Origin of the sequence: Gluconobacter sp. NFX36 (genome assembly GCF_049887835.1) — a bacterium.
Classification (GTDB): Bacteria; Pseudomonadota; Alphaproteobacteria; order Acetobacterales; family Acetobacteraceae; genus Gluconobacter; species Gluconobacter japonicus_A.
In genome coordinates this window covers 47119-61899 of the sequence record NZ_JAGEKJ010000006.1, presented here as the reverse complement: position 1 = coordinate 61899, position 14781 = coordinate 47119, and the positions used below count along the sequence as shown (strand labels likewise).

Genomic DNA, 14781 nt, shown 5'->3' with positions numbered 1-14781 from the left:
AAAGATAATCAACAATTCGAATTGAAAGCGCTAACGGGATTACCTATGATATCCTGTTTCAGATCGACAAAATATCCGCAGGGATTTTCTCTTAGAGAGCGCTCTTATTTTCAGGAACAAGAACCTGATGGTGAACCGGCTGGGACTCGAACCCAGGACCATTCGATTAAAAGTCGAATGCTCTACCAACTGAGCTACCGGTTCATCCGAGCGGATGGCTACCCTACAACCACTATAAGGTCAACCTCCAGCGAGAGGAAAAGAGCATTAACACAATTATTGGTTATGTTATAACATATAATTATCTTGTCGTTTTATCAGCCCAAAACAGCATATGCCCACAACAACTCAAACATCCGTCAACCCACAGACCTTCAATGATCGCACTCTCAGACATGAAATCTGGCAACGATTTGATGGCAACGACTGGGAGGCTTTCGATCAGCTTCCATCTTCCATTCGCAAGCGTCTGAACGAACACGTTTACGATGCATGGTCCGTCAACGCTCTGATGCTCTGGAAGCATTACAAGCGCATTTACGGTCGAACTCCGCGCGCTGAACGCGCATTGATCAAATATCTGGATTACTGCGAGCGCCTGGAACGTCAGGCTTTCTCTGAGCGCTACGCCGCTCAGTGTGGGACGCCGTATCCCCACGATGCCGCAAAAGCAACCATCCTCCGCACACCGGAAGACAGACAAAAGCCTGCCTGAGCGTCACAGTGTCGCGCAGGCAGGCCAGATAGCCTCAGGCCTCGACGTAGGCCCTAACAATGGTGTCCGGATCCTTGACTATGCCCGACGAACCAGCGCCACGCTTGATCTGATCCACGTATTCCATGCCCTCAATAACCTTGCCAGCAATCGTGTACTGACCGTTCAGGGACGGAACATCCTGGAACATGATGAAGAACTGGCTGTTTGCAGAGTGCGGCGCCATCGTGCGGGCCATCCCCAGCGTACCACGCTCAAACTTCGCCTTATCCGTGAACTCAGCCTTCAGGTCCGGATAGTTGCTGCCGCTCGTGCCTGTCCCGGTCGGATCGCCACCCTGAGCCATGAAGCCCTCGATCACACGATGGAACTTTACACCATCATAAAAACCTTCGCTTGCCAGAAGCTTCAGACGCTCTACAGCCAGCGGCGCCAGATCAGGGCGCAGCTCAATGACGACCTTGCCATTCTTGAGTTCAAAAACCAGCTTGTTACCGTCGGGTACTGCGGTCTCAGACATCTTGGAACCTTCCAGAAATCAATGAAGGTTCCTATGTCGCCCTTCGACCCAGTTTCGACAAGACGAGACTTGCAACATCTTCACTGACAAAAGACGAAATATCGCCATCAAGCCGGGCAATTTCCTTCACGATCCGGCTGGCCGTCGTGCGATGCCCCTCAGAAGACAGCAGAAAAACCGTCTCGATCTCCGGCGCAAGACGCCGCAGCGCACCAGAAAGCTGGCTCTCAAAGTCGAAATCCCCCCCTGAGCGAAGACCACGCACAACCGTGCCCGCACCAGCCTTGCGCACTGCATCGACCAGCAGGGTATCAAATCCCAGAACTTCAATCCGGCTAGCATGAGGCAGTTTGGATACCTCATGCCGCATCATCTCCAGACGCTCTTCCAACGTCAGAAGCGGATGCTTGCCCTCATTGACCGCCACACCAACCAGCAGGCGATCAAAAAGAGCAGACGCACGATCAATAATATCCAGATGACCGAACGTCACCGGATCAAACGTGCCGGGATAAAACCCGACACGTGGATCAGTCCGCCCCTCAGGCATCAGGAGTAGTGTCACCCGCTGGAGCTTCGCCATCCGTTGCAGCCCCCTCAACAGGGGCTGCACCTTCCTGCGTAGCGACGACATCCCCTTCGATCAGGTCACCCTCCTCCCCGTCATCTTCCACAACAGGGAAGACACAGATAACCGTCTCGGTGTCGTTCAGTCGGAACAACGTCACACCACTGGCCTGACGCGCCATGACACGCACCTGAGACACCGGCAGACGGATCAGACGACCCGTATCCGTCACCAGCATGACGTCCGTGCCATCCAGCGTCGGAAGGGTCCCAACCACTTCCTTGCCACGACGATTGGCCGAGAAGGTCATGTTCGTGATGCCCTGACCGCCACGGCCCGACACACGGTAATCATAGGCAGAAGAACGACGACCAAACCCGCCATCGGTTACAGTCAGAAGTATTTCTTCCTGCTGCTCCAGCTCCTCAAAGCGCTCCTGCGTCAGATCACCAGCGACCTCTACCGTTTCTTCATCACCGGACACCACATCCTCTTCGGTACCCTCAGCCAGCGCTGCATTCTCAGCACGACGTTTCGCATTGGCCATCCGCAGATACGCAGCACGCTCTTCAACGCTCGCATCCACATGGTTGAGGATACACAGCGAGATCACGGCATCCCCGTCACCCAGACGAATACCGCGCACACCCGAACTGCCACGACCGGCAAACACACGCAGCGTGTCATCCGTGATCTGGAAACGGATACAGCGGGCGTTCTTCGTCGCCAGGAACACGTCCTGACCTTCACGACACGTCGCCACACCGATAAGGGAATCACCCTCATCCAGCTTCATCGCAATCAGACCGGACGCCCGGATATTCCGGAAATCATTCAGGCGATTACGACGAACATTACCGCTGGCCGTCGCAAAGGTGAGATGCAGGTCTTCCCACAGCTCCTCATCCTGCGGCAACGGCAGCACTGCCGTAATGGCGTCCGAACCCAGTTCCGGCAGCAGATTGACCAGCGCGCGGCCCTTGGACGTCGGAGACGCTTCCGGCAGATGCCAGACCTTGGTGCGATACGCCTTACCGCCCGAGGAGAAGAACAGGACCCACTGATGAGTATGGGCATTGAAGCTGCGGATAATGACGTCATCACCACGACGGCCGGAAGCCGTCCGGCCACGTCCACCACGGTTCTGTGAGCGGAACATCTCAAGCGGCGTCCGCTTGATGAAGCCGTCACGCGTGATGGTCACAACCATCTGACCCGGCTCGATCAGGCTCTCGTCAGACTGATCGCCCAGCGCATCGGAAATTTCCGACATCCGCGGGGTCGCAATTTCTGCACGAGCTGCCAGAAGCTCATCCCGCATGACTTCCATGCGGCGGATATGGCTCCCGATGATCTCAAGCAGCTCACCAATCTTGGCAGCAACTTCGCTCAGTTCACCCTGGATCTTCTCACGTTCCAGACCGGTCAGGCGCTGCAGACGCAGTTCCAGAATACCGCGAGCCTGAGCTTCCGTAAGGCGAACCTTGCCATCAAAGATGATATTGCCTTCGTCCTGGATCAGCTCCAGCAGAGGCACAACTTCGCTGGCGTCCCACTCACGCGCCATGAGCAGTTCGCGCGCCGTTGCCGCATCCGGTGCGGAACGGATCAGAGCGATGACTTCATCAATATTGGCAACAGCCAGAACAAGACCGACCAGCAGGTGGCCACGATCACGAACCTTGTTCAGATCGAAACGGGCACGACGCAGAATGACGTCTTCACGGAAGCGGATAAACGCTTCCAGAACGTCCTTCAGACCCATCGTGCGCGGCTTGCCTTCATCCAGCGCCAGCATGTTGACGCTGAAAGACGTCTGAAGCTGCGTGAAACGATAGAGCTGGTTCAGCACGACTTCCGGTGTCGCATCGCGCTTCAGCTCAATGACAACGCGCATTCCGGAACGGTCACTCTCGTCGCGGATATCGGAAATGCCTTCGATTTCCTTGGCACGGACGAGATCGGCAATCTTCTCCTGAAGCGTTGCCTTGTTCACCTGATATGGGATTTCCGTAATGATGATCGCCTGACGATCCTTACGGATCTCCTCGATCTCAGCACGCGCACGAACCGGTACAGACCCACGCCCCGTCTCGAACGCCTTGCGAATGCCACTCCGGCCCATAATGATGCCGCCGGTCGGAAAATCCGGACCGGGGATGATCTGCATCAGCTCATCCAGTTCAATCGCCGGATTGGCAATCATCGCCAGCGTGGCATCAATGACTTCGCCAGGGTTATGCGTCGGAATGTTCGTAGCCATGCCGACCGCGATACCCGAAGCGCCATTCACCAGAAGATTCGGGAATGTCGCCGGCAGAACCTTCGGCTCGTGTTCGCTTTCGTCGTAGTTTGGCTGAAAATCAACCGTATCCCGCTCGATATCATCCAGCAGGAACGACGCAGACTTGGCCAAACGGGCTTCGGTATAACGCATGGCGGCCGGGCTATCGCCATCGACCGAACCAAAGTTACCCTGCCCATCAATCAGCTTGACGCGCATTGACCAATGCTGCGCCATACGAACCATGGCATCGTAAATCGAGCTGTCACCGTGCGGATGGTATTTACCCATCACGTCACCGACCGCACGAGCAGACTTGCGGTATGGCTTGTCAGACGTAAAGCCACTCTCGCGCATCGCATACAGGATGCGACGATGGACAGGTTTCAGGCCATCACGCACATCAGGCAGGGCGCGCGAGACGATCACCGACATCGCATAGGCCAGATAGGAAGAGCGCATCTCCTCCTCGATCGTCACCGGAAGACGATCGGAAGGTACAATATCAGTCGGCTCGTTCAGCTCGGTCAAGACAGGTCCACCACGCTAAAATACAGTCCGCACAGCATAGCCCATGCGCCGCCTACATGCCACACCTACCCCATTACGGCCTGCTTCCCGTGAAAACGGTCACGTCCAGCAGGAAACTGCCGTCTTCTTCCAGCCCCAGCCGTTCCTTAACCACGGCCGGTGCCCCACGCTGAAGCGAACGGATCCCGTCCACGCGTTCTACAGGCGTCTGCGTCCGCGCGACCCAGCTTTCAAAAGCCATCCTTAAACGACTGCGCGTCAGTCCCTTCACCAAAAAGCCGGACCGCCCCAGCGCGCTCACCCACTCCCCAATGGAGTAATCCCGCACATGCGAAATATCCCGCATGAGTTCCAATGTCTGAAGCCAGCTATCAGAAACAGCATCTTCAGGGGCTGTCACATCAACGAAAACTGCCAGACCACCGGGCTTCAGAACCCGCCGAGCCTCACGCAACCCTGCTTCAAAGCCATCCCAGTGATGAGCCGTAAAACGGCAAAGCACCGCATCAAAGGCGCAATCTTCGAACGGCAGATTTTCCGCCGAAGCCTGACGAACTTCAATATTGCTTAGCTCACGCCTGGATGCCTCATCCTGAACACCCCGCAACATACCCGGTGTAATGTCACAAGCCATAACCCGCTCGACATGAGGCGCCACAGCATAGCTTACATGACCACCCCCGCATCCGAGATCCAGAACATGCTCAAGCCTGCGTCCCTGAACGGCCTGAACAATGGCGTCCAGATCAGCGCCCTGACTGTGAACCGTACTTTCAACATAAGCCGAGGCTCTCGCCTCATAGTGTGAGGCAGCAAACTGCCCAGCCTGCTTCGTCATCGACTGTTCTCCTTCTGAAAACACCCTCCCAACATTCCAGGCGTGGTATAAGATCCTAATTTATCATGGTATAATTTGTACTATGCCAACAGATCGTCGCCAGACCCTTGGTCAGTTTCTTCGCACACAACGGGAAAAGCTCTCATCTTCGCAGGCAGGACTGCTCGTCGTTCCTCACCGCAGACGAACACCCGGGCTACGACGCGAAGAAGCCGCCCAACTCTGCGGCATCAGCACGACCTGGTACACATGGCTGGAACAGGGTCGGGATGTCACTTGCTCTCCAGCGAGCCTGTCGCGCATTGCCACGGCCCTGCAAATGTCTTCCACAGAAAGGCGTTATCTTTTCACGCTTGCTGAACTCCGCGATCCGCACCAGATCACCCCTTCAGTCGCAACGCCGAACGCATTGCTGAACCTGCCCAAACAAATCAAAAGCCCGGCATACCTGCTTGACCCGCTCTGGAATGTTCTGAGTGCCAACGATCCTGCCAAAGACCTCTTCACAGGCTGGATGGACAGCCCTGAGCCCAACCAGCTCCGATATGTTTTCCTGAACCCTGAGGCGAAAACATTCCTGACGAACTGGCCCGACCGCTCAAGACGCCTGCTCGCAGAATTCCGCGCTGACACAGCCCACCTTGCCAGAACCACGGCGTTTCAGGCCCTGACCTCTGCCCTTCAGGCTGAAAGCCAGGAGTTTCTCCATTTCTGGCAGGACCAGCGTGTTCTCCCCAGAGAAGGCGGCCAACGCAGCTTCAAGCATCCAGTCCGTGGAGTGTTGAACTACGAACAGATAACTCTCACCCCCGCAGAACACACAGGGTATAAACTTGTCATCCTGACGCCGACCTCAATTGAACAGACAAGCGCATCATGAGCCCGACATTCACCCTCCATCCCGCCGATTTTTCCAATCCGCAAACGCGTGACCTTCTGGCCCTTCACCTCGCAGGAATGCACAAAAACACCCCAGCCGGACACGTCTTCGCCCTTGACCTGTCAGGCCTCATGGTACCTGAAATCGAAGTCTGGACTGTCCATCGACAGGATCGCGTAGCCGGAATCGGTGCACTCAAGCGCCTGAACAATCAGGCCGGCGAGCTCAAATCCATGTGCACCCATCCTGACTTTCTGAGACAGGGCGTCGCCAGTACTCTGCTGGATCACCTTATCCACAGAGCGCGCTCCGGAGAGCTGAAAACACTCAGTCTTGAGACAGGACGTGGGCCGTCCTTCGACCCCGCTCTAACCCTGTATCAAACCCGAGGCTTCCAACCCGGCGAAGCTTTCGGCGACTATGAGACTTCCGAATTCAACCAGTTCTTCCATCTGGTCCTCTGAACGTAAGCACCAGATACAAAAAAACCGGACTGACATTGCCAGCCCGGTTCCAAAAAGACCCCTCAGAACGGGATTTCGTCATCAAGATCGTTATCCGGCGGCGCATCCCAGCCACCACCCCGGTTGCCACCGCCAGACGCCCCACCTGAACGACCGCCATCATTATTGCCGCCGCCGAAGCCACCGCCCCGGTTGCCGCCACCAAAGCCGCCACCGTTGCTGTTTCCACCGCCGTAAGACGAGCCGCCTCCGTCGAAGCCACCCTCGTCGCCGCCACTGCGGTTGCTATCCAGCAGCACCAGCTCGCCGCGGAAACGATCAATCGTCACTTCTGTCGTGTAACGCTCCTGGCCTGACTGATCGGTCCACTTCCGGGTCCGCAGTTCGCCTTCCAGATAGACCTTGCGGCCTTTGCGCAGAAAACGCTCCGCCACATCGCCCAGACGATCATTGAAGATCACGACACGATGCCATTCGGTGCGCTCCTTGCGCTCACCGCTCTGACGGTCGTTCCATGTTTCGGACGTCGCAATCGTCAGATTGACGATCTTCGAGCCTGACTGCGTGTTCCGGACTTCCGGGTCCTTGCCCAGATTCCCGACCAGAATCACCTTGTTGACGCTACCTGCCATTCCGTACCAACCAATTTTCTCGAATTGTTCTTTTCATATAGGGCGTGAAAACCCATCTATAAAGTGATCTAGCACCGTTCAGGCGCGTTGCGAACACAATTGCCTTTTCTGCACATCCCGGGGTCTTCGTGAGCTTTCCAGACAATCATTCGATCCGTGTCCGTGGCGCACGCGCCCACAACCTCAAGAATATCGACGTCACAATCCCTCGTGACTCGCTCACAATCATCACGGGCCTGTCCGGCTCGGGGAAATCTTCGCTCGCGTTCGATACAATCTACGCAGAAGGCCAGCGCCGCTACGTTGAAAGCCTCTCGGCCTATGCCCGCCAGTTCCTCGAACTGATGGGCAAACCAGACGTGGACTCCATCGAAGGGCTCTCTCCCGCCATCTCGATCGAGCAGAAAACCACTTCAAAAAACCCCCGCTCGACCGTCGGCACGATCACGGAGATCCACGACTATATGCGTCTGCTCTGGGCGCGCGTGGGTATTCCCTATTCTCCTGCCACTGGCCTGCCCATCGAAGCCCAGACCGTCAGCCAGATGGTGGACCGGGTCATGGCGCTCCCGGAGGGCATGCGCCTGATGCTTCTCGCCCCGGTCGTCCGTGATCGGAAAGGCGACTGCAAACGCGAACTCGCAGAGCTGTCCCGCAAGGGCTTCACCCGCGTCAAAATCGACGGTGAGCTTTACGAAATCGCCGAAGCCCCGGAACTGAACCGCAAGACCCGCCACAACGTGGAAGTGGTTGTGGACCGGATCGTCGTTAAACCCGATCTGGAATCCCGCCTGGCCGACAGCTTCGAAACTGCCCTCGAACTCTCTGATGGCCTGGCCTACGCCGAGGAAGTCAAACGCGCTGACGACAAGACCGCTCCAGCCCACATCGTTTTCTCCTCCCGCTTTGCCTGCCCGGTCTCGGGCTTCACGATTGAAGAGATCGAGCCCCGCCTGTTCTCCTTCAACGCACCAATGGGTGCATGCCCAACCTGCGATGGTATCGGAACAGAAACGCATTTTGATGCCAATCTGATCGTCCCGGATGACAGCCTGACACTTGCCGAAGGCGCCATTGCCCCATGGAAAGGCGCCAGCACCGACTGGTACGACCAGACACTTGCCGCCCTCGCCCGTCACTGCGGCGACACTATGAATACACCATGGGGCGACCTGAAAGCTGAAACACGCGACCTGATCCTCAACGGCTCCAGCGAAGCGATTGCCATTCCCTACCGCGATGGCAGCAAGGTCCACACCGTGACCAAACCTTTCGAAGGCGTGCTGAAAAACCTCCGCCGCCGCATGGCCCAGACCGACAGCATGTGGGTTCGGGAAGAACTGTCGCGCTACCAGTCCGAAAAACCCTGCCACGTCTGCCATGGCGCGCGCCTGAAACCAGAAGCACTCTGCGTGAAGGTCAATGACCTGAACATCGCCGAAGCCTCGGACATGCAGATCCGCAAGGCCCTCGACTGGTTCTCGGGCGTCGAAGCAACCCTGACACCTCAGCGGGCCGAAATCGCCCGCCGCATCCTCCGCGAAATCACGGACCGCCTGCACTTCCTCGACGATGTGGGGCTGGACTACCTCACGCTTTCCCGAGGATCGGCCACGCTGTCCGGCGGTGAAAGCCAGCGCATCCGTCTGGCTTCCCAGATCGGCTCCGGCCTGACGGGCGTCCTGTATGTGCTGGATGAACCCTCCATCGGCCTGCACCAACGCGACAACGAGCGCCTGCTCGGCACGCTGGAGCGCCTCAAACGCCTCGGGAACACCGTCATCGTCGTCGAACATGACGAAGACGCCATCAGGGCTGCCGACTATCTGATCGACATGGGGCCGGGTGCCGGCACGCGGGGCGGAAACGTCATCGCCACAGGCACCCCCAAAGAAGTGGCCAAGAACAAGGACAGCCTGACGGGCGCCTACCTGTCAGGCCGGAAATTCATCCCCGTCCCGGAAAACCGTCGCACCTCTGACAAAACGCTCACTCTCGTCGGCGCCAAGGGCAACAACCTCAAAAACCTGACCGTCGATTTCCCACTCGGCACATTCATCGCCGTAACGGGCGTATCAGGCGGCGGCAAGTCTACGCTGGTTGTTGATACGCTCTACAAGGCTCTGTCCCGACAGCTCATGAAGTCGAGCCAGTCCCCGCTGCCCTATGACCGGCTGGAAGGCGTGGACAATCTCGACAAGATCATCGAAATCGACCAGTCCCCCATCGGGCGTACACCGCGCTCCAATCCTGCCACCTATACAGACCTGTTCGCTCCCATCCGGGACTGGTTTGCCGAACTGCCGGAATCCAAAGCGCGCGGCTACAAACCCGGCCGCTTCTCCTTCAATGTGAAGGGCGGCCGTTGCGAAGCCTGTCAGGGCGATGGCGTCCTGAAAATCGAAATGCACTTCCTGCCGGACGTGTTCGTCACCTGCGACACCTGCAAGGGTGCGCGCTATAACCGTGAAACACTGGAAGTAAAGTTCCGCGGCAACTCCATCGCAGACGTGCTGGCCATGACGGTGGACGAAGCACTGCCTTTCTTTCAGGCCGTCCCGAAAATACGTGATCGTCTGGCTATTCTCCAGCAGGTCGGCCTAGGCTATGTCGCTCTCGGCCAGCAGGCAACAACGCTTTCAGGCGGTGAAGCCCAGCGCGTCAAACTCTCCAAGGAACTCGCCAAACGCGCAACCGGCCGTACGCTCTACATCCTCGATGAGCCAACGACCGGCCTGCATACGGAAGACGTTCGCAAGCTGCTTGAAGTACTTCACGCACTCGTCGATCAGGGCAACACTGTTCTGGTCATCGAACACAATCTGGAAGTCATCAAAACGGCAGACTGGCTGATCGACATCGGACCGGAAGGTGGAGACGGTGGCGGCAATATCGTTGCAGCCGGAACACCGGAAGATATCGCGGCTTGCAAAGCCAGTCACACTGGGCGCTTCCTCGCCCCCCTCCTGAACGCGCCTGACGTCCGCCAGCCACGCGTCACAACCGCAGTCATTACGGCTCAGAACATGATCGACGCTCTACCGCCCCGAAAGGCCAAAACCAAACTGACAGCAGAGAAGCCAACCCGAGGCCGACCAAAAAAGACGAAAACGCCTGCATGATGGGAATGGTCCGGCTCTCTCCCACGGGAAAGAGCCGATTACCCAACCCCGAGCACCATCAATAGCCCAGCCGCCAGAAACACAAGCCCATTGAAGAGGCCATGACAAAGGGCCGTAGTCCAGAACGGACTAACCCCTTCTGTCACCTCGGCACGCCGGTAGCAGAGATAAAGGCAAGTTCCACCAACTACGCCCGTACAAAGCGCGGTCAAAAAACTGCGATGAAAATGAGCCCCACCGTAATGGGCCCACACAAAAGGCCCCACACACGCAATCCACGCCAAACCGGGCGCAAAAGCTTTCCTACCAAACAGTCTGTCCACAATCCAAATGGGAATCCAGAAGTTCAGAAAGGTCTCGACAACAGGCGCCAGCAAAACGGCTGATAGAACCAGCGCGACTGGATTAAGATCGGTGTCAGAATGTTCAGGCTGCCACCCAGCCCAGTCTATCAAGACATGCAGCGGAACAGAGAGCAGAAGCCCGATCAAGGCATAGCGGAATGCAATCCTCCCACTGATCGGAAATGCCACATTCTGCTCCCCCTGCACGCCTGTATCCTGCATCAGGGAACATGACCCGGAACATGGTCTTCATAGACCGACCAGTGTCCCGCCAGTTCATGCACAACAACACTTCCCACACGCCATGCCGCTTCATAAGCGGGCAGACCATCGCCCGAATACTCTTCCGATACAGTCTCATACGCCTTCCGCCCCTTTGGCGGCAGCGTGTAGTTGGACGCCGTGCGGAGAACCATCAACCGCTGGAAATCTGCTTTCTTCATCCGGTCCAGACGCACCATCGCTGATGCAATCGCGGAATCCTCCATGTTACTCATGGCGAACACGCCCTGAGCGTTCGTGAACATCTTCACCCAGTCCCGCGCGTACTGGTTCAGATAATGCCCATGCCAGTAAAGATCCGACGCAAAACTGTCTCCCTGAATAACGGAAGGCGCTTTCAACGCAGCGGGATACTCGGCCCATCCCTTGGAATAAGCCCGCATTTCCGGCGTATTCATAAGCTTCACCGTCTGCGTGCGCTCCCACGCCCAGTGCGAAAGCCCAGCATTCAGTGAAAAGATAATCGGGTACCCTGCATTCGGCCCATGCTCCTGATCCGACCCCTCAAGCGTTCCAGGCCGCACCGCGCCAGCCGCATAAACGCCGTAAGGCCAGTCTTTCGGCACTTCACGCATATCAATGGACTGCGCCACATCATTCACAACATACCGCGCCCACGCTGCTGACCCAACGGACATGACCTGTGGATCAGCCCCGGCAATACCGGCCACCAGCCAGTACGCTTTCGTCAGATCAAACCGCGGGTCCATGCCCAGCGCCATAATGGATGGCCCGGCATTCACCAGCGTCATCCCCGTCACAATCGCAATTTCGGTATGTTCCGGATTGGTGAGAATATCATGTACGCCCCCCGGAAACGCCACATGTTCCGTCAAATGTTCCCGCTCGGCCCAGAGCTGAAGCTCCCCTGGCTGATCGCCGGTATCCGCACCCTTCTCGAAGGTCGTCACAACCACAACCCGGACAGGCCAGGGCTTCTGTGCAAATGCTACGGCGGGAAGCGCCATCATCCCGGCACAAACCAGTCCAGCCCAACGAAACATCTTCACCATCACACCGCCTCAGCCGTTTTCATTACGAATTCAGAAAAATCAGCAGAAGCGTGAACAGGTCAAGTCGTTCAGCCGTCGTCTTTGCAACTCTAACGGTTTGTCATCTCCGTAATGGCCTCAGGAACCCAGATGCTCCGTTCCACGCTTCCGCGCCAGCATCTCCTGACGTTCGCGCGAGGCATAGCGCTGACGCTGTTCTTCCGTACGCTCATTATGACAATGCGGACAGGACACGCCCTGTACAAACCACGGAGACGCCTTGTCCTTTTCGCTGACAGGACGACGGCAGGCATGACAGACATCGTAACTGCCAATTTCCAGACCATGTTTCACTGAAACACGCTGATCGAACACGAAGCATTCGCCTTCCCAGAGGCTTTCCTCTTCAGGAACAGTCTCCAGATATTTCAGAATCCCGCCCTTAAGATGATAAACCTCATCCAGCCCTTCGGCTTTCACAAAAGACGTGGACTTCTCGCAACGGATACCCCCAGTGCAGAACATGGCAATCTTCGGCACTTTGCCCTTTGCCTCAAGCTCTTTGCGACGGTTGCGGAACCACTCCGGAAACTCCCTGAATGACCGCGTCTTGGGATCTTCGGCTCCCTTGAACGTCCCAATCGCCACTTCGTAATCATTGCGCGTATCAATGATGATTGTCTCCGGATCGGAGATCAACGCGTTCCATTCAGCAGGATCAAGATACTGCCCAACATCCTTGCGAGGATCGATATTAGGCTGCCCCATGGTGACGATCTCTTTCTTGAGCCGTACCTTCATGCGCCGGAATGGCAGTTCGGGAGCGCGGGATTCCTTGATCTCCAATTCCTCACAACCCGGCAGAGCGCGGATATGCTCCAGCACACGCTCCATGCCCTCATCAGAACCCGCAATGGTGCCATTAATACCTTCCGGGGCCAGCAACAGAATACCCTTGATCCCCTCCTGATCGCACACCTGCTGTAAAGGCTCCCGCAAAGCGGAAACATCCTGGAACGGCGTAAAATTATAAAGCGCGACGATACGGATCGGCGGAAGGACATCAGACACGGGAGGCGACCATCCAGCTCTGCGACCGCAGGCAGACCCACGATCAGGTGACAATACGCCCCGCCAATATCAGGCTCTCGTCTCCAATTCCAGAAAACTCCTGATTGTCTCGGTCAGGCAGTCGCCTCCATCATCGGCAACGCCTTATCCTTGATCAGACGTTTGAGAGTATGGATAACCTGCGCGCCTGTGATCAGACGGGTACATTCAAACTGCCGGTCAGTTCCTTTATGCCGTGGACACCAGAAGAAATCCTGATGATCAAACTGATGCTTCGGGTCATTCCAGCAGGAATTGCAGGTGTGCCAGTTGATGATGCGGTACGGCGTGGCAAACTCGTTGTCCGGATGCGTGAAACCGGAAATCATCACAACCGGCGTCCCTGCCGCATGCGCCAGCCATGCCAGACCGCTGGAGAGGCCAATGAAGAAACTCGCATGCTTCAACCAGCGCGCCCGCTCTGCCAACGGCCGGTTCCCCGTCTCATCCTCGGCTCCATGAGGAATATGATTGTACACATACCCCGTCCCATGAAACGTCTTCTGATCAATGCAGATCACGCGATACCCTGAAGCCTTCAGAAACGCGATGACCTCCTGCCAGCCTGCCGGGTTGTTCCAGTATTTGCACTGCGTACTGGCCTGTGTGGCAATGACAACATACGGCCCCTCGATAGGAGGCGTATCGCCATCCTGAATCGTGATGGGTGGCGGACTATCATCCCAAGGATTAACCCCCAGAATATAGGCCGCCGTCCTATGCAGGCCGACATGACGGAAATCCGTCGGCTGATGCGTGAACTCGGTGTCTGTAAAGAACAGACCGATATTGTAGCTTGCGTAGAATCCCGCCGTGAAATCCTTGTTCGCCTTGGCCGCATCATGACCGACAAGCCTGATGTCCGGGTTAGCTTCCTTGACGAGCGGTAGGATCACGTCCGCAACAGAACACGTCACCTTGGCGCCACTTTCCTGCGCCAGTCGCAGAACCGCAGGCAACCAGGCAATGGTGTCGCCAAGCGTGCCAACGGGAAGCTGCACCAGCACAGGCTTCCCTTCCAGAGACAACTCGTGATGCAGCACGTCTTCGCGCACTCCATCCGGCTTTTCCAGCCAGACTTCAATCAGGAACGGGACGAAAAACTTCTTGGTCGAAGCCACCATTCCGCCCTTGAGACGGGCATCGAACAGAATATTACCCGTGGCATAATCCGAAAGCCGAACATGCCACTGACCAATCTCAGGCGCGATGTCAGGCACCATGACCCGCGCACCGTCATTGAAGTCAAAGCGCACGCCCTGACCACCTTCGACGACAGGAAAAGGAGACACTGCAAAATACGGACTTTTCTCTGCCGCTCCGCCTACAGAGAGAACGGTTACAGCTGAAGACGTAAGTGCCGACATCTCCGCAGGCACAGGAAGCACATCAGGCATCAGTCAAGGCCCCCTTAAAATGACTGAAAATTTCACAACAGAAAATTCATTTTTTGTACTGCAACGTCAAAAGAACCTGCTCTAAAAAATAAATATCCGGTA

13 protein-coding genes and 1 tRNA gene are annotated in these 14781 nt (G+C 56.7%); 4 read left to right on the top strand and 10 right to left on the bottom strand.

Annotated elements, in window-relative coordinates:
* Nucleotides 1–128: 128 nt before the first annotated feature.
* Nucleotides 129–204: transfer RNA gene (locus tag J4P41_RS07805), tRNA-Lys, on the bottom strand.
* Nucleotides 205–334: 130 nt separating this feature from the next.
* On the opposite strand from J4P41_RS07805, the gene J4P41_RS07800 reads away from it, so the two are divergent.
* Entirely contained in the window at nt 335–715 is a 381-nt protein-coding gene (locus J4P41_RS07800) for a DUF6525 family protein (RefSeq protein WP_426066679.1), read from the top strand.
* A gap of 34 nt (nt 716–749) precedes the next feature.
* Here the strand turns inward: J4P41_RS07800 and J4P41_RS07795 are convergent, their stop codons facing one another.
* The 4 genes from J4P41_RS07795 to J4P41_RS07780 all read right to left on the bottom strand — a co-directional run bounded on the left by J4P41_RS07795 (nt 750) and on the right by J4P41_RS07780 (nt 5456).
* The gene (locus J4P41_RS07795; RefSeq protein WP_023944141.1) at nt 750–1235 is read right to left on the bottom strand and encodes a peptidylprolyl isomerase; all 486 of its coding nucleotides are present in this window, start codon (nt 1233–1235) and stop codon (nt 750–752) included.
* A 31-nt stretch (nt 1236–1266) separates the two neighbouring features.
* A complete protein-coding gene (gene coaD, locus J4P41_RS07790) occupies nt 1267–1785 on the bottom strand; it encodes a pantetheine-phosphate adenylyltransferase (protein WP_426066787.1) in 519 nt (172 codons plus the stop codon).
* Complete coding sequence (gyrA, locus tag J4P41_RS07785) at nt 1778–4549, bottom strand: DNA gyrase subunit A (RefSeq protein WP_426066786.1); 2772 nt, start codon at nt 4547–4549, stop codon at nt 1778–1780. Before gyrA ends, coaD begins: the two co-directional genes overlap by 8 nt.
* Nucleotides 4550–4691: 142 nt before the next feature.
* The gene (locus tag J4P41_RS07780; protein WP_426066678.1) at nt 4692–5456 is read right to left on the bottom strand and encodes a class I SAM-dependent methyltransferase; all 765 of its coding nucleotides are present in this window, start codon (nt 5454–5456) and stop codon (nt 4692–4694) included.
* Between the two features lie 82 nt (nt 5457–5538).
* On the opposite strand from J4P41_RS07780, the gene J4P41_RS07775 reads away from it, so the two are divergent.
* Both J4P41_RS07775 and J4P41_RS07770 read left to right on the top strand, forming a co-directional pair.
* Nucleotides 5539–6336 carry a helix-turn-helix transcriptional regulator gene (locus tag J4P41_RS07775; protein ID WP_426066677.1) on the top strand — a complete coding sequence of 266 codons (798 nt, stop codon included), beginning with the start codon at nt 5539–5541 and terminating at the stop codon, nt 6334–6336.
* The gene (locus J4P41_RS07770; protein ID WP_426066676.1) at nt 6333–6800 is read left to right on the top strand and encodes a GNAT family N-acetyltransferase; all 468 of its coding nucleotides are present in this window, start codon (nt 6333–6335) and stop codon (nt 6798–6800) included. The genes J4P41_RS07775 and J4P41_RS07770 overlap by 4 nt, the downstream gene beginning before the upstream one ends.
* Before the next feature lie 62 nt (nt 6801–6862).
* Here the strand turns inward: J4P41_RS07770 and ssb are convergent, their stop codons facing one another.
* Nucleotides 6863–7432 (bottom strand): single-stranded DNA-binding protein, encoded by a 570-nt coding sequence (gene ssb, locus J4P41_RS07765; RefSeq protein WP_426066675.1) that lies wholly within the window; start codon nt 7430–7432, stop codon nt 6863–6865.
* A gap of 128 nt (nt 7433–7560) precedes the next feature.
* On the opposite strand from ssb, the gene uvrA reads away from it, so the two are divergent.
* Nucleotides 7561–10554 carry an excinuclease ABC subunit UvrA gene (gene uvrA / locus J4P41_RS07760; protein ID WP_426066674.1) on the top strand — a complete coding sequence of 998 codons (2994 nt, stop codon included), beginning with the start codon at nt 7561–7563 and terminating at the stop codon, nt 10552–10554.
* A gap of 38 nt (nt 10555–10592) precedes the next feature.
* On the opposite strand, the gene J4P41_RS07755 is transcribed toward uvrA, so the two are convergent.
* The 4 genes from J4P41_RS07755 to J4P41_RS07740 form a co-directional block, all read right to left on the bottom strand.
* Nucleotides 10593–11087, bottom strand: coding sequence for a hypothetical protein (locus J4P41_RS07755; RefSeq protein WP_426066673.1), 495 nt, complete (start codon nt 11085–11087; stop codon nt 10593–10595).
* Between the two features lie 32 nt (nt 11088–11119).
* Nucleotides 11120–12193, bottom strand: a complete 1074-nt coding sequence (locus tag J4P41_RS07750) for a purine nucleoside permease (protein WP_426066672.1) — start codon at nt 12191–12193, stop codon at nt 11120–11122.
* Between the two features lie 117 nt (nt 12194–12310).
* Nucleotides 12311–13243, bottom strand: coding sequence for a rhodanese-related sulfurtransferase (locus tag J4P41_RS07745; RefSeq protein WP_426066671.1), 933 nt, complete (start codon nt 13241–13243; stop codon nt 12311–12313).
* Between the two features lie 113 nt (nt 13244–13356).
* Nucleotides 13357–14649, bottom strand: a complete 1293-nt coding sequence (locus tag J4P41_RS07740; protein ID WP_426066785.1) for an autotransporter strand-loop-strand O-heptosyltransferase — start codon at nt 14647–14649, stop codon at nt 13357–13359.
* Nucleotides 14650–14781 lie beyond the last annotated feature (132 nt).

Excerpts from the sequence above, each read along its gene's own strand:
- J4P41_RS07775 (WP_426066677.1), top strand. The coding sequence starts at position 5,539 with ATGCCAACAGATCGTCGCCAGACCCTTGGTCAGTTTCTTCGCACACAA.
- J4P41_RS07740 (WP_426066785.1), bottom strand. The coding sequence starts at position 14,649 with ATGTCGGCACTTACGTCTTCAGCTGTAACCGTTCTCTCTGTAGGCGGA.
- J4P41_RS07780 (WP_426066678.1), bottom strand. The coding sequence starts at position 5,456 with ATGACGAAGCAGGCTGGGCAGTTTGCTGCCTCACACTATGAGGCGAGA.
- J4P41_RS07800 (WP_426066679.1), top strand. The coding sequence starts at position 335 with ATGCCCACAACAACTCAAACATCCGTCAACCCACAGACCTTCAATGAT.
- J4P41_RS07795 (WP_023944141.1), bottom strand. The coding sequence starts at position 1,235 with ATGTCTGAGACCGCAGTACCCGACGGTAACAAGCTGGTTTTTGAACTC.
- ssb (WP_426066675.1), bottom strand. The coding sequence starts at position 7,432 with ATGGCAGGTAGCGTCAACAAGGTGATTCTGGTCGGGAATCTGGGCAAG.
- J4P41_RS07750 (WP_426066672.1), bottom strand. The coding sequence starts at position 12,193 with ATGGTGAAGATGTTTCGTTGGGCTGGACTGGTTTGTGCCGGGATGATG.
- gyrA (WP_426066786.1), bottom strand. The coding sequence starts at position 4,549 with ATGCGCTCTTCCTATCTGGCCTATGCGATGTCGGTGATCGTCTCGCGC.
- coaD (WP_426066787.1), bottom strand. The coding sequence starts at position 1,785 with ATGCCTGAGGGGCGGACTGATCCACGTGTCGGGTTTTATCCCGGCACG.
- J4P41_RS07770 (WP_426066676.1), top strand. The coding sequence starts at position 6,333 with ATGAGCCCGACATTCACCCTCCATCCCGCCGATTTTTCCAATCCGCAA.